Annotated in this window: 17 protein-coding genes; 7 read left to right on the forward strand and 10 right to left on the reverse strand. The window is 71.4% G+C overall.

Annotated elements, in window-relative coordinates:
- Window positions 1–440: 440 nt before the first annotated feature.
- A complete protein-coding gene (locus tag ACFVT1_RS19205) occupies window positions 441–1,085 on the reverse strand; it encodes an HNH endonuclease family protein (RefSeq protein ID WP_389796694.1) in 645 nt (214 codons plus the stop codon).
- Between the two features lie 267 nt (window positions 1,086–1,352).
- Here ACFVT1_RS19205 and ACFVT1_RS19210 point away from each other — a divergent pair, with 267 nt between their 5' ends.
- Window positions 1,353–2,183, forward strand: coding sequence for an ABC transporter permease (locus ACFVT1_RS19210; protein WP_389796697.1), 831 nt, complete (start codon window positions 1,353–1,355; stop codon window positions 2,181–2,183).
- On the opposite strand, the gene ACFVT1_RS19215 is transcribed toward ACFVT1_RS19210, so the two are convergent.
- Window positions 2,180–2,830, reverse strand: a complete 651-nt coding sequence (locus ACFVT1_RS19215; RefSeq protein WP_389796968.1) for an HAD-IA family hydrolase — start codon at window positions 2,828–2,830, stop codon at window positions 2,180–2,182. The genes ACFVT1_RS19210 and ACFVT1_RS19215 overlap by 4 nt on opposite strands.
- A 503-nt stretch (window positions 2,831–3,333) precedes the next feature.
- Between ACFVT1_RS19215 and ACFVT1_RS19220 the strand changes: the two genes are divergently transcribed.
- The 3 genes from ACFVT1_RS19220 (at window position 3,334) to ACFVT1_RS19230 (ending at window position 4,738) form a co-directional block, all read left to right on the forward strand.
- Window positions 3,334–3,762 (forward strand): hypothetical protein, encoded by a 429-nt coding sequence (locus tag ACFVT1_RS19220; RefSeq protein ID WP_389796700.1) that lies wholly within the window; start codon window positions 3,334–3,336, stop codon window positions 3,760–3,762.
- A 1-nt stretch (window position 3,763) separates the two neighbouring features.
- Window positions 3,764–4,081 (forward strand): 4a-hydroxytetrahydrobiopterin dehydratase, encoded by a 318-nt coding sequence (locus ACFVT1_RS19225; RefSeq protein ID WP_389796702.1) that lies wholly within the window; start codon window positions 3,764–3,766, stop codon window positions 4,079–4,081.
- Between the two features lie 270 nt (window positions 4,082–4,351).
- A complete protein-coding gene (locus ACFVT1_RS19230) occupies window positions 4,352–4,738 on the forward strand; it encodes a hypothetical protein (RefSeq protein WP_389796704.1) in 387 nt (128 codons plus the stop codon).
- Window positions 4,739–4,849: 111 nt separating this feature from the next.
- Here the strand turns inward: ACFVT1_RS19230 and ACFVT1_RS19235 are convergent, their stop codons facing one another.
- The 5 genes from ACFVT1_RS19235 to ACFVT1_RS19255 all read right to left on the reverse strand — a co-directional run bounded on the left by ACFVT1_RS19235 (window position 4,850) and on the right by ACFVT1_RS19255 (window position 9,618).
- Window positions 4,850–5,035, reverse strand: coding sequence for a hypothetical protein (locus tag ACFVT1_RS19235; RefSeq protein ID WP_389796706.1), 186 nt, complete (start codon window positions 5,033–5,035; stop codon window positions 4,850–4,852).
- Window positions 5,036–5,910: 875 nt separating this feature from the next.
- Window positions 5,911–7,104: an ABC transporter permease gene (locus tag ACFVT1_RS19240; RefSeq protein ID WP_389796708.1), complete on the reverse strand. Its 1,194-nt coding sequence runs from the start codon at window positions 7,102–7,104 to the stop codon at window positions 5,911–5,913.
- Window positions 7,101–7,892: an ABC transporter ATP-binding protein gene (locus ACFVT1_RS19245; RefSeq protein WP_389796710.1), complete on the reverse strand. Its 792-nt coding sequence runs from the start codon at window positions 7,890–7,892 to the stop codon at window positions 7,101–7,103. The genes ACFVT1_RS19240 and ACFVT1_RS19245 overlap by 4 nt, the downstream gene beginning before the upstream one ends.
- Entirely contained in the window at window positions 7,889–8,962 is a 1,074-nt protein-coding gene (locus tag ACFVT1_RS19250) for a peptidoglycan-binding protein (protein ID WP_389796711.1), read from the reverse strand. Before ACFVT1_RS19250 ends, ACFVT1_RS19245 begins: the two co-directional genes overlap by 4 nt.
- Window positions 8,959–9,618 carry a hypothetical protein gene (locus ACFVT1_RS19255; protein WP_389796713.1) on the reverse strand — a complete coding sequence of 220 codons (660 nt, stop codon included), beginning with the start codon at window positions 9,616–9,618 and terminating at the stop codon, window positions 8,959–8,961. Before ACFVT1_RS19255 ends, ACFVT1_RS19250 begins: the two co-directional genes overlap by 4 nt.
- Window positions 9,619–9,752: 134 nt before the next feature.
- Between ACFVT1_RS19255 and ACFVT1_RS19260 the strand changes: the two genes are divergently transcribed.
- From ACFVT1_RS19260 to ACFVT1_RS19270, 3 genes are read left to right on the forward strand one after another with little or no spacing between them, the layout of a single operon-like run.
- Complete coding sequence (locus ACFVT1_RS19260) at window positions 9,753–10,445, forward strand: response regulator transcription factor (protein WP_389796715.1); 693 nt, start codon at window positions 9,753–9,755, stop codon at window positions 10,443–10,445.
- 36 nt (window positions 10,446–10,481) lie between these two features.
- Window positions 10,482–12,020 (forward strand): ATP-binding protein, encoded by a 1,539-nt coding sequence (locus ACFVT1_RS19265; RefSeq protein WP_389796716.1) that lies wholly within the window; start codon window positions 10,482–10,484, stop codon window positions 12,018–12,020.
- Window positions 12,017–12,511, forward strand: coding sequence for a hypothetical protein (locus ACFVT1_RS19270; RefSeq protein ID WP_389796717.1), 495 nt, complete (start codon window positions 12,017–12,019; stop codon window positions 12,509–12,511). Before ACFVT1_RS19265 ends, ACFVT1_RS19270 begins: the two co-directional genes overlap by 4 nt.
- A gap of 190 nt (window positions 12,512–12,701) precedes the next feature.
- Here ACFVT1_RS19270 and ACFVT1_RS19275 read toward each other — a convergent pair whose 3' ends face one another.
- From ACFVT1_RS19275 to ACFVT1_RS19285, 3 genes are all read right to left on the reverse strand, one after another.
- Entirely contained in the window at window positions 12,702–15,092 is a 2,391-nt protein-coding gene (locus ACFVT1_RS19275) for an ATP-binding cassette domain-containing protein (RefSeq protein ID WP_389796719.1), read from the reverse strand.
- A gap of 388 nt (window positions 15,093–15,480) precedes the next feature.
- The gene (locus tag ACFVT1_RS19280) at window positions 15,481–15,897 is read right to left on the reverse strand and encodes a VOC family protein (RefSeq protein WP_389796721.1); all 417 of its coding nucleotides are present in this window, start codon (window positions 15,895–15,897) and stop codon (window positions 15,481–15,483) included.
- Window positions 15,898–15,906: 9 nt separating this feature from the next.
- Window positions 15,907–16,326 carry a helix-turn-helix domain-containing protein gene (locus ACFVT1_RS19285; RefSeq protein WP_389796723.1) on the reverse strand — a complete coding sequence of 140 codons (420 nt, stop codon included), beginning with the start codon at window positions 16,324–16,326 and terminating at the stop codon, window positions 15,907–15,909.
- Window positions 16,327–16,346 lie beyond the last annotated feature (20 nt).

The following is a 16,346-nucleotide window of genomic DNA, read 5'->3' on the forward strand; positions in this document are numbered from 1 at the left end:
TGGGCAGGGTGCGCAGGTCAACTCAAGGGTGCGGGCGGCCCCGCCGGCCTTCCCGAGGCGCTGTGCCGTGTGCCACCGCTCCGCGCCGGAGGCGGGCGGTGACGGGAGCGGCGGCGGCGGGACGCCGGTCGGGGGAGGGGACACGCGGCCCGGGGCCGGATGGGGGGCGCCCCGCGCACCCGGTGCGCCGTGTCGGCGCCGAGCGCCGCCCGTCGCCGTTCTTCGGGCCTGTGGGCGGCGCGGGTCCTCCTCGTGGGCGGCCGTACTCGGCCGAAAACGCGCCTCCCCGTGCCCGGCCCCGCGCCCTCCGCGCGACATCTCCGCGCCCTCCCTGCGCCCTCTCCGTGTCATCCCGGCCTCGTCCCGGAATACGCGTACGGAGCCGTGCGGTGTGCGCGGCTCCGTACGGTGCGGAACGGCGGAGGAGGGGGTGCGGCGGTTCAGCAGTTGTTGAGGATGGACTGCAGCGCGTTCTTCTCGGCCGAGTCGACGGTCAGGTCGTAGTAGTGCTTCACGTGGACCCAGGCGCGGGCGTACGTGCACCGGTAGGCGGTGCGCGGAGGCAGCCACTTGGCCGGGTCCTTGTCGCCCTTGGCCTGGTTGACGTTGTCCGTGACCGCGATGAGCTGCGGCCGGGTCAAGTCGTTCGCGTACGCCTGGCGTTGGGCGGTGGTCCAGCTGCTGGCGCCCGACCGCCAGGCCTCGGCGAGCGGGACCATGTGGTCGATGTCCAGGTCGGAGGCGGCGGTCCAGGTGGCGCCGTCGTACTCCGAGTACCAACTGCCGCTGACGGCCGCGCAGCTGGAGTCCTGTGTGACATTCGTACCGTCCCGCTTGAGGACGACCTCGCGGGTGTTGCAGGCGCCCGACTGGGTGATCCAGTGCGGGAACTTGTCGCGGCTGTAGCCGGACGACGAGCCCTCCGCGGACACGGTCAGCTCGCTCAGATAGGTGCGGGCGGTCGACGCGGAGACCGGGGTGGGCATGGCTGCCTGGGCGGCGGGGGCGGTGAGCAGTCCGGTGGATGCGGCGAGTGCGGCGGATGCGGCGACGACAGCGATGCGACGCGCGTAGACACCTGACATGCGAACTCCCTTGATGTGGGGGGATCCTGGACGGGCGACCCGTGGGGCCCGGCCATCGTGGCGGCGCAAGGTTTCCGTGGGGTGGGCGCCAGGTAACAGGGTGGCGACATGGGCACGTCACATCAAGGGTTCTGACCAACAGGACTGGAGCGTGGGGGCGTACGTCCGCATCTGCGCGGGCGTACGTGCTGATGTGCCGACAATTCGCCTGTGTGGTGGGCCGGTTCGTGCCTGTGACCCGAGCCGGTCGGGTCGTAGGGTTACGGTGTGCTGCTTCCGGTCGACATCACGCTCGGGGTCGTCCTCGCCCTGCTGCTCGCGGCGGCGGCCACCGTCGCCGCCCTGGCCTCGCTGGGCCGGTCGCGCGAGATCCTGCTGGCCGGCCTGCGGGCCGCGGCCCAGCTCGCCGCGGTTTCTCTGCTCATCGGCTGGGTGGTCCGTTCGCTGCCGCCGCTGCTCGCGTTCGTCGCGCTGATGTACGCCGTGGCGGTATGGACCGCGGGCCGCCGGATCACCCGTAACCGCACCTGGTGGTGGGTGGCCCTGCCGATCGGGGCGGGGGTCGCGCCGGTGGTCGCCCTGCTGCTGCTCACCGGACTCGTCCAGGCCCGGGGCATCGCGCTGATCCCGGTGACCGGAATCCTCATCGGGGGTGCGCTGACCGCGACCGTGCTCGGCGGGCGGCGGGCGCTGGACGAGTTGACGACCCGGCGCGGGGAGGTGGAGGCGGGCATGGCGCTCGGGCTGCTCGACCGTGACGCGAGACTGGAGATCGCCCGTCCGGCGGCGGCGGACGCGCTGCTGCCGGGGCTCGATCAGACGCGGACAGTGGGGCTCGTCACGTTGCCGGGCGCCTTCGTGGGCATGCTGCTGGGCGGCGCCTCACCGGTCCAGGCGGGCGCCGTGCAGCTGTTCGTGCTGGTGGCGTTGATGGCCGTACAGGCGGTGGCCGTGGCGGTCGTACTCGAACTGGTGGCGCGGGGGCGGCTGCACCGGGACTCGGGGGCGCCGGAGCGACGGCGCGGCGATGGCCGCCTCGGCCGGGGCCGCCGGGGCCGCCGGGGCCGCCGGGGCCGTCGGTCGCCGGGGATCGGCTAGCGCGCGCTGATGTGCAGCCGGATCGAACCGTCGGCCGCGGCTTCCACCCGGAGCTGGGTCAGGTCCTCGACGTGCGCGTCGGGGGAGAATGCCGCGGCCCGCGGGCCGACGCCCACCACGCGCATGCCCGCCGCCCGGCCCGCCGCGATGCCCGCCTCCGAGTCCTCGAAGACGACGCAGTCCGCCGGGGCGAAGCCCAGCTCGGCCGCTCCCTTGAGGAAGCCCTCGGGGTCCGGCTTGCTGGCGCCGACGCTCTCGGCGGTGACGCGGGTGGCGGGCATCCGCAGTCCGGACGCGGTCATCCGGGCACGGGCCAGCGCCTCGTCGGCCGAGGTGACCAGGGCGTGCGGGAGCGCGGCGATCGCGTCCATGAAGGCGGGCGCGCCGGCGACCGGCACGACGCCGTCGGTGTCGGCGGTCTCCTCGGCGAGCATCACCCGGTTGTCCGCGTGGTTCTGCTCCATCGGGCGGTCCGGAAGGAGCACCGCCATCGTGGCGTACCCCTGCCGTCCGTGAACCACCTTGAGCGTGGCCTCCGGGTCCAGCCCCTCCCGCAGTGCCCAGCGCCGCCAGCAGCGTTCCACGACGGCGTCGGAGTTCACGAGGGTGCCATCCATGTCGAGGAGCAACGCCTTAAAAACACCAATGGTCTCTGACCTGGGCAAGGGGGCCGTCCTCTACGTGTGGCGTATTTGTTCCACCAAGATACAAAGGGAGTGCCGCTCTGGCCAATCCGGAGATGTGGCGTTGCCCCGACCGGGCTTGCGGCCGCGGCTCCGGCTGTTCAGCCAGGTCACAGAGTGGGCTGCCCGCTGCTGGGGCAGGTCTCCGTGCCGGACCCTGCTGTCCGACCTTGTCCGCGAGTAGGGGCCACCCCTCATTCCGGAGGATCCGTGAATTCTCCGTACACGCTGCCAGGGGTGTGCTGCCGGATGTGCCGGTCAGCTACCGCGCCCTGCGTTCGTGTGGGGTCGTCGGGCGTGGATGCGTTCTTGACGTCCCTTGCGATGGCGGACTGCGCCGCCCTTGATGGTGTCTCTGATTGCCCATGCAGGAGTCCTTGCGTGATGGTGGATCGCCAGATCGCTGTACCGCCCGCCTGGCTATGCAGCAGCAGGCGCACGGTGCCAGCCTCACCGGGGAACGGCACATGGTCGACCAGCTCATTGACCAGGCCGGCCGACTGCTGCCGCGCGTGGACGATGATCTGCCCTGGGGCAACGCCTGTCGCCGGACCCCCGGCTACCTCGAAGTACAGCGGGCCACCTGTTACGGACGGCTCGGCCTCGGTGCAGAGGCGGGTGCCCTGTGGTTGCAGGTCCTCGCTATCGTCCCGGAGACCGCTCGCCGCGACCGGGGGGTGTACATGGCTCGGCAGGCGACAGCTGCGGCAACTGCTTGGGAGCCGGATCAGGCGGTGGAGATTGCTCGGACCGTGGCGATGATCGCGGTAGAGACCCGATCGGCCAGAATGCGGCGGGAATTGGTCACCCTGGAGCGGGCGATGCGGCCGTGGCAGGATGCCCCGGTCGGCCGCGATCTTGCGGAAATCCTGGAGCCCGTGACCGAAAGGGGATGACGTGGCAGACGTACCGAAGCCGCTGACGGACGAGGAAATTGAGGCGCGGCTGGCCAAGTTGCCGGAGTGGACTCGTGACGGGGACGAAATCACGCGACGGGTGAACGTCCGGTATCACGCAGGGGTGGCGGTGATCGTGCACATCGCCGACCGGGAACGCCGCCTCGGCCACCATGCAGACATCGACCTCAGGATTGACCACCTGCGCATTGCCGTCACGACGCATGACGCTGACTACAAGCTGACCGAGGCTGACTTCGACTTGGCGGCCCGGATCGATGCCATTGCCGCGGCGCACCAGTCCACGCCGCTCGACTGACCCCAGACGCACGAAACCGCCCCTCCCCGCGCGCGGCGGGAAGGGGCGAAACCCGTCTCTGGTGGGGGGCCAGGTTATTGACCAGGGACTCTGGTTGGCCAGGTAGCCATACGAGATTCTGATTGCGCCGGAAGGCGCAATCAGAGGGCACCTGATGAGACGACTCCTCGGGCAGTCCGGCGTTCTGCCGCAGCTTCCCACATTAGCGTCGTCGGCATCCCATCACGTCGCGGCGCATCCGTGCTGCGAGCCGACCCCTGGAGTGACGTCATGCGCCGTACCACTGCTGTCTTCGCAGGAGCTGCTGTTCTGTCGGCAGTCTTCGCCTCTCAGGCCGTTGCGGCACCCGCCGAGATCGTCGCCCCCAACGCCAGAGCCGCAGCTGATGTGGACTTCCGCGGCGAACTGCTGAGGCAGAAGAACGTGGTTGACAGTTTCCAGGTCGGCGAGGGCCTTTACTGCGTCATCGTCAACCCGAATGCCGACATCAACCTGTCCAACGCCCTGATCCTGGCCAATGCCAGGATCCACGCCGACAGCGTCGAGACGATCGGGAAGCCCACCACAGCGTGTGGCAGCCGAAGGGACGCCATCACCGTGGTGACCCTCAAGGACGGCCTGCCCGCGTCCTCCAGCTTCACTATCGCGGTCCTGTAGCGGCGACCGTATCGGCGCGGATGGGAGTGCGGCCGTGGCCGACCCCACTGGAGTGCCAATGAGCACGACGAAACGTCCCGCCGCCCGATGACCGGGCGACGGGACGTGCGGTCAGCCGTCGGGGCTGTTTGCGGCGAGCCGCTGCGTCCGAACGTCAACGCGGTCGACCGCGTCCCGAAGTGACGCCCCGCTGTTCGGGTGCAGCTCGTGGTCAATGCGGGCGAGGTGTGCGGGGTGCTCATCTCCCTGCTGCTCGATCCGCTCAAGACGGACCATCACGCGGTAGATCAAGGTCATTGCTCCGCGCGCACGGAACGCAACGTATGCGCACAGCGGACTCATGAGGCACGGCGACTGCCGGCCGGGCATGGCGGCTTCACAGGGTGTCAGCCCGAAGCACGGGAAAATGAACGGCTACAGCTTTCGGTGCAGTTACTGCATCCGGACCGGTGGCACCGGATGCAAAGGCGGCCAGATCCCCCGCGACCGGGTCGAGCGCGAAACCCTCGAATGGCTTGCGGACATCGTGGCTGAAGGGGCCGACGCCGCAGCGCCGGTCATCCCCCGCCAACGGCGCGACGTAGCCAAGGGCGGAGCCCGTGCGGCTCGTGAGCGGGCTCGACCACAAGGGGAGCTGGTGAAGCTTCAGGATGGATTGGCAAGGCTCCAGGCCGACCGCGCCGTGAACCCGGGCGACTACCCGCCCGGCGTCTACGGGGCTGCCCGCGACCGCATCAAGACCCGGCGCGAGCAGTTGCTCGCCAAGTCCACTGCCATTGAGGCGACGCCGGACGTATCCGGCGAAGCAAGCAGAACAAGTAGCCTCGCCCGCCGGTCAGGGGGTGGCGGGCGGAGGCTACTTTGTTCCATCACGATACAAAAACCCGTCCGGGAAAGCCAATCCGGTGAGGCGGGTGACGCGGCGGGACCGCGCGTACGGCTGCGGCAAGAGGGCCGGCGGTACCGCGCAGCGGGGCCTGGCGCCGGTCTCGTCCGTCCGACCCTGGCGGCTGAGGGAAGGGGGGGCGCCGCGTGGGGCGAGTGACGGCGTACGGGGCGCCGCCTCAGGAAGGCCCCGTACGCCGTCGTCTCGGGAGGCCCCCCCCGGAGGGCCCCGTAAGCACGTCGCCGTCTCGGGAGGACTCCTCAGGAGCGCCCCGTACGCCGTCGCCTCACGTCGCGTTCAGGGCCACCGTCGGGTGGAGACGGGAGGCGCGGATCGCCGGATAGAGGCCCGCGACCACGCCGATCAGCACGGTGGCGGCCAGTCCGCCCGCCAGGGACCAGGGCGGGACCACCGCCGTCCACCCCTGGACCCGCGCGAAGCCGTACGTCGCCGCCGCGCCCAGCAGCGCGCCCGTCGCCCCGCCCAGCGCCGACAGCAGCAGCGACTCGGTCAGGAACTGGAGCCGGATCGCGTTGCGGGTCGCGCCCAGTGAGCGGCGCAGGCCGATCTCCTGGCGGCGCTCCAGGACGGAGATGACCATGGTGTTGGCGACGCCCACCCCGCCGACCAGGAGGGCCACCGCGCCCAGGCCGAGCATCAGGGTCGTCAGGCCCTCGTCGGTGGCGGCCTTGGCGGCCAGCGCGTCCGAGGGACGGGAGACCCTGATGGCCGCCTCGTTGCCGGGGCTGACGGTACGGGCCAGGATCGCCCGTACGTCCTCCACCGAGGCGTCCGTGGAGCGCTCGAAGACGGTGGTGGGGTGGCCGTCGAAGCCGAAGTGGCGCTCGGCGGCGGGGAATCCGACCATGGCCACGCGGTCCAGGTTGGGGACCAGTTCGAGCGGTGCGAGGATGCCGACGACGACCACCCGCGTGTCGTTCATCATGATCGTCTCACCGGTGCGGGTGATGCCGAGGCGGTCCGCCGCCACCGCGCCGAGGACCGTCACCGGGAGGCGTTCGCCGGCTGGATCCAGCCAGGCGCCCCGGTCGACCTCGCCGCCGAGTGCGGACAGCAGGTCGATGCGGACCGCCTGGGCGGTGACGCCGGCGGTGCGCTCCTCGGGGACCACGTCGCTGCGGCGGATGCGGGCGTCGATGTCGGCGGTGGCCGTGGCGTGCTGCACCGGGCCGACACGCTCGACCATCGCGACCGCGTTCTTGGGGAGCTCGACCTCCCGCCCCATGGCGTCCTGGCCCGCCTCGGCGGTGAGGAGGTTGGTGCCGAGGCGGTCGAGCCGGGCCATCAGGTCCGCGCGGCTCGACTCGGACAGGCCGACGACCGCGACCATGGTCGCGATGCCGATGGCGATGCCCAGCGCCGAGAGCACCACGCGCGCGCGACGCGCACGCAGGCCGACCGCGCCGACGCGGAGGATGTCGCGGGGGGAGAGGCGGGAGGGCTTGAGGTCGTTCCTCATGAACCGGCCTCTTCCGTAAGGGGGTCGGCGTACGCACCGGAACGCGAGCCGGTACACGAGTCGGAACGCGAGCCGGTACATGAGCCGGTACATGAGTCGGAGCGCGAGCTGGAGCGCGAGTCCGAGACGATCTCGCCGTCCCTGAAGCGGATCCGGCGCGGCAGCGAGTCCGCGATCTCGTTGTCGTGGGTGATCACGCAGATGGTGGTGCCGGACGCGTTCAGCTCGTGCAGCAGCTCCATGACGAGCTCGCCGGACGCGGTGTCCAGCGCCCCGGTCGGTTCGTCCGCCAGCAGCAGCCGGGGGTCTCCCACGAGGGCGCGGGCGATGGCCACGCGCTGCTTCTCGCCGCCGGACAGCTCGTTCGGCGTGTGCGAGTAGCGGTGGTCCAGCCGCACCTTGGCGAGCGCCTCCCGCGCCCGTGCGCGCCGCTGCCTCAGCGGTACGCCCGCGTACAGCAGTCCGTCGGCGACGTTGTCCACCGCGTCGCGCCCCGCCGCCAGGTGGAAGTGCTGGAACACGAAGCCGATGTGGCGGGCGCGCAGTGCGGAGAGCCGGGAGTCGGAGAGTGCGGACACGTCGTACCCGGCGACCCGGACGGTGCCCGTGGTGGGCTTGTCGAGGGTGCCCACGACGTTGAGCATCGTGGACTTGCCGGAGCCGGACGGGCCGACGACGGCGACCAGTTCGCCCTCCTCGACGGTGAGATCCACTCCGCGCAGGGCGTGGACGCCACCGGGGTACGACTTGGTGGCGTTGCGCAGTTCGATCACCGGGGTGGACGTCATGACTTCGCCACTCCGACCTTCAGGCCCTCGCGCACGTCCGGGCCCGACACCTCGATCTGCCCGTCGGCGGTCATGCCCGTCTCCACCCGCACCATCTTCGAGGTGGCGCCCCGGACGACCTGGAGACCGTAGCCGCCGTTCTCGCCGCGCAGGGCGACGACCGCCTCGACGGGGACCGCGAGGACTCCCTTGTGCGCCTCGCTGACGAACTTCACGCTCACCGACGCCTTGGCGTCCTCACCGGACGCGGCGCTCACACCGCCGTCCAGGACGACCTCGACGGTGATCCCCTCCGTGGCGCCCGCACCGTCCCCGGCGGCGGGCCCCTCGGGGCGAACCGTCCCGTCGACCCGGCCGGCCACGGTCTTCCCGCTCGCCAGGGTGACCTCGACCTTGGTGCCCCGTGAGGTGAGCGGGCCGTCGGTCTGGTCCAGTTTCGCCCGGACGACGGGCTTGGTGGAGGCGATCGTCAGGACCGGCTCGTCCGGGCCGACCTGGTCGGCGAGCGCCGCGTCCGCGGAGACCACCTTGACCGGGCCGGGCTGGAAGACGACGTCGCCCCTGCCGACCCTGCCGGTGCTGTCGCGGTTCAGGGACTTCTGCCACTGTTTGACGACGGCCTCGGTGTCCTTGTCGTACCGGGTGTCGGCGTACAACCCGTACCCCAGATCGCGCAGATTGCGCTCCAGTTGGAGTACGTCGCTGCCCCGGTCGCCCACCTTCATCTCGCGGAACATCGGGACCGGCCCGTAGAGCAGGGTGACGGGCTTGTCGTTCAGCTCGTACAGTGCCTGCCCCCTCGTGACCGTCTTCCCTTCGGAAGCGGCCACCGTGACGGTGCCCTCGACGGCGGACTTGACGGGGCGGCGCTGCGCGAAGTCGAGCCTGCCGTCGACCGTCTTGGACTGTACGAGGTCGGTGCGTACGACGGCGGCGGTGGCGGGCGGCAGGTCGCCGCTCCTGCCGGAGGCGCCCGGGTCGCCGCCGCCGCCGAGGAACAGGAATCCCCCGGTGGCGGCGGCTGCGACGGCCGCCGCACCGAGCGCGAAGAAGGCGGTGCGGCGCTTCACTGCATGCCGTCCAGACCGTCGAGCAGCTTGGACTTGCACGCCTCGCGGGCCTTCTTGTACGAGGGCGACGTCGTGTCGATGGACGGGGACGCCGGGTTCGGGTCGCCGCCAGGCTGGGCGTTGCCGCTGTTCATGGTCGGGTTGGTGAACCTGGAGACGCCGTTGTCCCGCATGCACTGGGCGTGCGCGAGCATCGACTCGTAGGCCTTCTGCTGGTCGCGCTTGGGCTCGGCCGTCATGGCGGCCTGGAGCTCGGTGGCGCAGACGCCGTTCTTGCCGCCCTTGTACGCTTCGTTCTGGCCCGGCCGGGAGGCGATCTTCTCGATCTTTGCCCAGTCGAGGTACCCGCTGAGCTTGGGGTCGGGGTAGTCCTTGTAGCCGCCCTTGACGCGCATGCACTGGACGTACTTCATCTGGGCGTCGTAGAAGGCGCTCTTGCCCGCGGACGGGGCACTCGGCTCGCCCTCGCCCCCGCCCTTCGCCGCGCTCGCGTCCGGCGCGTCCGGTACGTCGGCGATCGCGTCGTCCTTCTTCGTTCCGCCGGAGCTGCCGTCACCGCTGCCGCAGGCGACGGAGAAGGCGAGTACGGGCACGGCCACGAGGGTGGCCATGCGCAACCGGGCGGTGGAGCGGGGGTTCGTCCTGAGGAAGTTCATGCGCTTCACGTTCGCCGCCGCAGATCATGACCCGTCCATGGCCACATGATGGGAACGTAACAATGCCCCCGGCCTGCGCGTCCGCCCTGTACGGAGCAGGCGGAAACGGTCCCGGCGTGCCCATAATCGGCCCCATGCCGCATGTACTGCTCATCGAGGACGACGCGTCCGTACGGGACGGAATGGAGCTCGTGCTGCGCCGGCACGGGTACGGCGTGGACACCGCCGCCACCGGCGAGCAGGCCCTCGCCCTGCTGGCCGGGGAACAGGGTGCGCGGGTCGAGTTGGCCGTACTGGACCTGATGCTGCCCGGCATCGACGGCTTCGAGGTGTGCCGCCGCATCCGCGCCCGCTCGGCGACCCTGCCGGTCATCATGCTGACCGCGCGCGGTGACGACTCGGACATCGTGACCGGCCTGGAGGCGGGCGCCGACGACTACGTCGTCAAGCCGGTCACCGCGCCCGTCCTGGAGGCCCGCATCCGGGCCGCCCTGCGGCGCGCGGAACCGTCCGCACGAAAGGGGTCGGACGCCGATCTCGCCGGGCTGGTGATCGACCGCGCCGGACTGACCGTCGCCAAGAACGGCGCCTCGGTCCCGCTGCCGCCCACCGAACTGCGGCTGCTGCTGGAGCTGTCGGCCTCCCCCGGCCGTGTCCTCAGCCGCGAGCAACTCCTCGAATCCGTCTGGGACCACACCTTCCTGGGCGACTCCCGGCTGGTGGACGCGGCGGTCGGCCGACTGCGGGCCAAGATCGAGGACGTACCGGCCAAGCCGCGGTACGTACAGACGGTGCGGGGCTTCGGCTACCGTTTCGGGCCGCTGTGAACCGGATGGACCTGCTGTGAACCGGACGGACCCGCTGTGAACCGTAGGAACAAGGACAGGCGCGGCGCCGCCTCGAAGCGGCCTTCCCGGCGGCTCGTCGGCGGGCTGCGCACCCGGCTCGTCGTCACCTTCGTCGTCGTCGCTCTCATCAGTGCGGTGACCGCGACCGCCCTCGCCTACCGGGACGCCCGCACCGCCGTCCTCCGGCGCACCCAGAACTCCGCCGTGGCCGACCTCCGGGAGCGGGTCACCGCGGTCGCCGCCGACTTCGACATACCGCCCGACCAGGGGTCGCTGTCCCGGTTCGCGGCGAAGGTCTCGGACGGCATCGGTGCCCGCATCGTGGTCGCCCGCTACCAGGGCGTCACCGCGGTCTCCGACCCGCTCGCCGAGACGGAGGGCCGGATCACCGTCGAGCTGCGCACCGCCGTCATGACCGGCGACGACGCCAAGTTCCAGCGGGTGCAGTGGCGGGGCGAGCCCTATCTGGTCGTCGGCATGCCCGTGACGTACGCCGACGGCGACCACCGCACCTCCGGCCTGGAGGTCTTCGCGATCACCGATCTGCGGGCCGAGCGCGACGACACCGCCGCCCTGCTGGACTCCGTACGGGCGGGCACCGTGCCGGTGGTGCTGCTGGCCGCCGTCCTGGCGCTGCTGGCCGCGGGGACGGTCCTTCGTCCGGTACGGAAGCTGAGCCGGGCCACCCGCGGGCTCGCGGCCGGAGACCTCGGCAGCCGGGTCGCCGTCACCGGGCACGACGAACTCGCCGACCTGGCACGGACGTTCAACGAGTCGGCCGACGCGCTCCAGGCTTCCGACGCGGAACTGCGCGAGCAGGAGGCGAAGGCGCGCCGCTTCGTGGCGGACGTGTCGCACGAACTGCGCACGCCCCTCGCGGCGATGACGATGGTGGCGACCGTCTTGGAGGAGGACGCCGACCAGCTGCCGCCGGACGCGGCGCGGGCGGCCCGTACCGTCGGCGCGGAGACGGCACGGCTGTCCCGGCTGGTCGAGGACCTGATGGAGATCTCCCGCTTCGACGCCGGGGCGGTACGGCTGAACGCGGCTGAGACGGACCTCGCCGACACCGTACGGGCGTCGCTGGCGCTGCGCGGCTGGACGGACCGGGTGCGCACGCAGCTCCCCGAGGGCGTACGGGCGGTGGTCGACCGGCGCCGCATCGACGTGATCGTCGCGAACCTGGTGGGCAACGCGCTGCGGCACGGAGCCCCGCCGGTCACCGTGACCCTCGGGACGGACCTCGCGGCGGACGGGGAGTGGGTGACCCTGGCGGTCTCCGACCACGGTCCCGGGCTGCCGCCGGGGGCCCGGGACCGGGTCTTCGACCGGTTCTACAAGGCGGACGCGGCCCGCACGCGTGGCGCGGCCGACGACAGCGGACAGAGCAGCGGCCTCGGTACGGCGATCGCGCTGGAGAACGCGCGGCTGCACGGCGGCACGATCGACGTGGCCGACGTGGCCGACGTGGTCGACGCGGCCGATGGACCGCGGCGCGGCGCGGTGTTCACGCTGCGGCTGCCCCTGCGACGTACAGGAGAGGACACGGAGTGAAGGTCCGGCAGGGGGGCGTGGCCGTCGCGCTGGGGTTGATCGCCCTCATGGGCTGCGGCGTCCAGCCGACCGGAGTGATAGGCGCGGGCGAGCCGGCGTCCGGGCTGACGCGCGGGATGCGGCTGTACTACGTATCCGCCGGCGGGCTGCGCGGAGTGCTGCTCGACAGGGAGGTCACGGAACTCAACGGGGCGGTGAAACTGCTCGGCCAGGACCCGTCGCCCGCCCAGCGGCGCGACGGCCTGACCTCGCTCGTCCGGCTCGGCGGGTACGAGGTCACCGGGACGGGCACCCGGGTCACGGTGCGCATCGACGGCCCCTATACGGAAACGGGGCGCGACCTGGGCACGGGGCAGCTGGTGTGCACGCTGGCACGCGCCCAGTCCGTACTCGACCCGAAGGTCAGGGCCGACGACGTCGAGGTCACCCTGCGGCCGTCCGAAGGCGCGGCGCTGGGCCCCTACCGGTGCGCGGAGTTCCTCAACAGGTGAGGCGGGGCGGGTGAGTTCGCGGCGGCGTTCCGGGTGAGCGGTCGCACCGCCGCCGCCCGCGCCGTGGGTTTGCCCCGCACCGCCCGTTTGTCCCGATCCGCCGGCACCGCCCGCTCGTCCCGCGCCCCCCGCACCGCCCGCTCGTGCCGCACCGTTCACTCGGCCCGCGCGCCGCCCGCGAGGGCCCCGGTCAGGTGGCGACGTAGGCCGCGAGGTGCTCGCCGGTGAGGGTGGAGCGGTCGGCGACGAGGTCGGCGGGTGTGCCCTCGAAGACGATCCGGCCGCCGTCGTGTCCGGCGCCGGGGCCGAGGTCGATGATCCAGTCGGCGTGCGCCATGACCGCTTGGTGGTGCTCGATGACGATGACCGACTTGCCGGAGTCGACGAGCCGGTCGAGCAGGCCGAGCAGATGCTCGACATCGGCGAGGTGGAGGCCGGTGGTCGGCTCGTCGAGGACGTAGACGCCGCCCTTCTCGGCCATGTGGGTAGCCAGCTTGAGCCGCTGCCGTTCGCCGCCGGACAGCGTGGTGAGCGGCTGGCCGAGGCTGAGGTAGCCGAGCCCGACGTCGGCGAGCCGGACGAGGACGCGGTGCGCGGCCGGCGTGTGTGCCTCGCCCGCGCCGAAGAACGCCTCGGCCTCGGTCACCGACATCGCGAGCACCTCGCTGATGTCGAGGCCGCCGAGGCGGTACTCCAGCACCGACGCCTGGAACCGCTTCCCCTCGCACTCCTCGCAGGTGGTGGCGACACCGGCCATCACCGCCAGGTCGGTGTAGATGACGCCGACGCCGTTGCAGGTGGGGCAGGCGCCCTCGGAGTTGGCGCTGAACAGGGCGGGCTTCACGCCGTTGGCCTTGGCGAACGCCTTGCGGATCGGGTCGAGCAGTCCGGTGTACGTCGCCGGGTTGCTCCGCCGCGAGCCGCGGATCGCGCCCTGGTCGACGGAGACCACACCCTCGCCGGCGGGGATCGACCCGTGCACGAGCGAGCTCTTGCCGGAACCGGCGACGCCGGTGACGACGGCGAGCACCCCGAGCGGGATGTCGACGTCGACGCCCTGCAGGTTGTGCGTCGTCGCGCCCCGGATCTCCAGCGTGCCGGTGGGCTTGCGCACCGTCTCCTTGAGGGCGGCCCGGTCGTCGAAATGGCGGCCCGTGAGGGTGCCGCCGGACCGCAGCCCCTCCACGGTGCCCTCGAAGCAGACGGTGCCGCCCGCCGTACCGGCGCCGGGGCCGAGGTCGACGACATGGTCGGCGATCGTGATCGTCTCCGGCTTGTGCTCCACGACGAGCACCGTGTTGCCCTTGTCCCGCAGCCGTAGCAGCAGGTTGTTCATCCGCTGGATGTCGTGCGGGTGCAGGCCGATGGTGGGCTCGTCGAAGACATAGGTGACATCGGTGAGCGAGGAGCCGAGGTGGCGGATCATCTTGACGCGCTGCGCCTCGCCGCCCGACAGCGTGCCCGCCGGCCGGTCGAGCGTGAGGTAGCCGAGGCCGATCTCCACGAACGAGTCGAGGCTCTGCCGCAGCGCGGCGAGAAGCGGCGCCACCGACGGCTCGTCGAGGTCACGGACCCACTCGGCCAGGTCGCTGATCTGCATCGCGCAGGCGTCGGCGATGCCGATCTTCTTGATCTTCGACGACCGGGCCCCCTCGCTGAGCCGGGTTCCGTCGCAGTCGGGGCAGGTGGTGAAGGTGACCGCCCGCTCCACGAACGCCCGGATGTGCGGCTGCATCGCCTCCTTGTCCTTGGAGAGCATCGACTTCTGGATCTTGGGGATCAGCCCCTCGTAGGTGAGGTTGACGCCCTCGACCTTCACCTTGGTCGGCTCCCGGTAGAGGAAGTCCTGCATCTCCTTCTTGGTGAACTTGCGGATCGGCTTGTTCGGGTCGAGGAGGCCCGACTCGGCGTAGACCCGCACGGTCCAGAAGCTGTCGGACTTCCAGCCGGGGATGGTGAACGCGCCTTCGGCGATCGACTTGGAGTCGTCGTAGAGCTGGGTGAGGTCGATGTCGGAAACCGTGCCCCGGCCTTCGCAGCGCGTGCACATGCCGCCGGTGCGGGTGAAGGTCGCTTTCACCGCCTTCTTGGCACCGCGCTCGACGGTGATCGCACCGCTCGCCCGGACCGAGGGGACGTTGAAGGCGTACGCGCTGGGCGGGCCTATGTGCGGCTGCCCGAGCCGGCTGAAGAGGATGCGCAGCATCGCGTTGGCGTCGGTGGCGGTGCCGACCGTGGAGCGGGGGTCGGCACCCATCCGCTGCTGGTCGACGATGATCGCGGTCGTCAGCCCGGCGAGGACGTCGACCTCGGGCCGCGCCGACGTCGGCATGAAGCCCTGCACGAAGGAGCTGTACGTCTCATTGATCAGCCGCTGCGACTCCGCGGCGATCGTGTCGAACACCAGCGAGCTCTTGCCCGAGCCGGAGACGCCGGTGAACACCGTCAGCCGACGCTTCGGGATCTCGATGCTGACGTCCTTGAGGTTGTTCTCGCGGGCGCCGTGCACACGGATCAGATCGTGGCTGTTGGCGGCGTGCGGCGCAGGCGACTGCGTGTCCGCCCTCGTGGCCTTGCTCATCGTGTCTCCATCTGTCGGGCGGGGCCGCCTGCGCGGTCTCCCTCGGCGTCGCCTGGCTGGATCCGGCCGCCTTCGAGCGTAACGGCAGGTCCTCGTTGGTCGGCACGGCCGCGGCAAAGGGCCCGTGGGGCGTCCGGGCCCCGGCCGACGTGGCGTGCCCGCACCGCGTGGACGGGCGCACCGCGCGGCGTGCCCGCCCACGCGGTGCGCCCGGCCGACGCGTCGGACCGGCCGGCGGCCGTCGCGGGTCAGCGGCCGCCGGGCATCAGCTCGCGGTCGCGCGGACCGCGCAGCGGACGCCCGACCGCCGCCGACACGGCCTCGGTCCCGGCACCGCCGGCGATTCACTCGGGACCGGACGCGGCTTCGCGGGCCTCGTCGCCGGTTCCTACCGCTTGCGGGGCTGGGTGAAGCGGAGCATGTTGCCGGCCGGGTCGCGGAAGGCGCAGTCGCGGACGCCGTACGGCTGGTCGATCGGCTCTTGCAGCACCTCTCCGCCGCCCGCCCGGATGCGTTCGAAGGTGTCGTCGCAGTCGTCGGTGGAGAAGATCACGCCGCGGAGCATGCCCTTGGCCAGCAGTTCCGCCATCGCCTGCTTGTCGGCCGGCGAGGCATTGGGGTTGGCGAGCGGCGGTTCGAGGACGATCTCCACGTCCGCCTGAGCGGGTGAGCCGACGGTCACCCAGCGCATCCCCTCGAAGGCGACGTCGTTGCGTACCTCCAGGCCGAGGACGTCGCGGTAGAAGGCGAGCGCCTTGTCATGGTCGTCGACTGCGATGAAGCACTGTGCGAGCTTGATGTTCATGCCTCGACGCTACGAGGCGGCGGCGGATTGTGCTTCTCCATTCCTGACCGGTCGCGTGAGGATCTTGGCGACGCACGCCGGGATCTCCGCGCCGGCCTCGTGGCGACGGGACCGGTAGGCGCTGGGGCTCTCGCCGACCAGCTCGGTGAAGCGCGAGCTGAACGACCCGAGCGAGGTGCATCCGACCGCGAAGCAGACCTCCGTCACGCTCAGGTCGCCCCTGCGCAGCAGTGCTTTCGCCCGCTCGACGCGGCGGGTCATCAGATAGCTGTACGGCGTCTCACCGAAGGCGGCGCGGAAGCTGCGGGAGAAGTGCCCGGGTGACATGAGGGCGACGCCGGCCAGGGCCGGAACGTCCAGCGGCCGCGCGTAGTCGCGGTCCATCGTGTCCCGGGCGCGGCGCAGCCGTACCAGGTCCTCCAGTGTCATGCGCACCAGCATCGCACGAC

Source organism: Streptomyces sp. NPDC057963 (assembly GCF_042887155.1).
Lineage (GTDB): Bacteria > Actinomycetota > Actinomycetes > Streptomycetales > Streptomycetaceae > Streptomyces.

What these genes read in the sequence shown, in the direction of transcription:
- ACFVT1_RS19205 (WP_389796694.1), bottom strand. Translation starts at nt 1,085, where the DNA reads ATGTCAGGTGTCTACGCGCGTCGCATCGCTGTCGTCGCCGCATCCGCC.
- ACFVT1_RS19220 (WP_389796700.1), top strand. Translation starts at nt 3,334, where the DNA reads ATGGTCGACCAGCTCATTGACCAGGCCGGCCGACTGCTGCCGCGCGTG.
- ACFVT1_RS19230 (WP_389796704.1), top strand. Translation starts at nt 4,352, where the DNA reads ATGCGCCGTACCACTGCTGTCTTCGCAGGAGCTGCTGTTCTGTCGGCA.
- ACFVT1_RS19235 (WP_389796706.1), bottom strand. Translation starts at nt 5,035, where the DNA reads ATGACCTTGATCTACCGCGTGATGGTCCGTCTTGAGCGGATCGAGCAG.
- ACFVT1_RS19240 (WP_389796708.1), bottom strand. Translation starts at nt 7,104, where the DNA reads ATGAGGAACGACCTCAAGCCCTCCCGCCTCTCCCCCCGCGACATCCTC.
- ACFVT1_RS19245 (WP_389796710.1), bottom strand. Translation starts at nt 7,892, where the DNA reads ATGACGTCCACCCCGGTGATCGAACTGCGCAACGCCACCAAGTCGTAC.
- ACFVT1_RS19255 (WP_389796713.1), bottom strand. Translation starts at nt 9,618, where the DNA reads ATGAACTTCCTCAGGACGAACCCCCGCTCCACCGCCCGGTTGCGCATG.
- ACFVT1_RS19260 (WP_389796715.1), top strand. Translation starts at nt 9,753, where the DNA reads ATGCCGCATGTACTGCTCATCGAGGACGACGCGTCCGTACGGGACGGA.
- ACFVT1_RS19275 (WP_389796719.1), bottom strand. Translation starts at nt 15,092, where the DNA reads ATGAGCAAGGCCACGAGGGCGGACACGCAGTCGCCTGCGCCGCACGCC.
- ACFVT1_RS19280 (WP_389796721.1), bottom strand. Translation starts at nt 15,897, where the DNA reads ATGAACATCAAGCTCGCACAGTGCTTCATCGCAGTCGACGACCATGAC.
- ACFVT1_RS19285 (WP_389796723.1), bottom strand. Translation starts at nt 16,326, where the DNA reads ATGACACTGGAGGACCTGGTACGGCTGCGCCGCGCCCGGGACACGATG.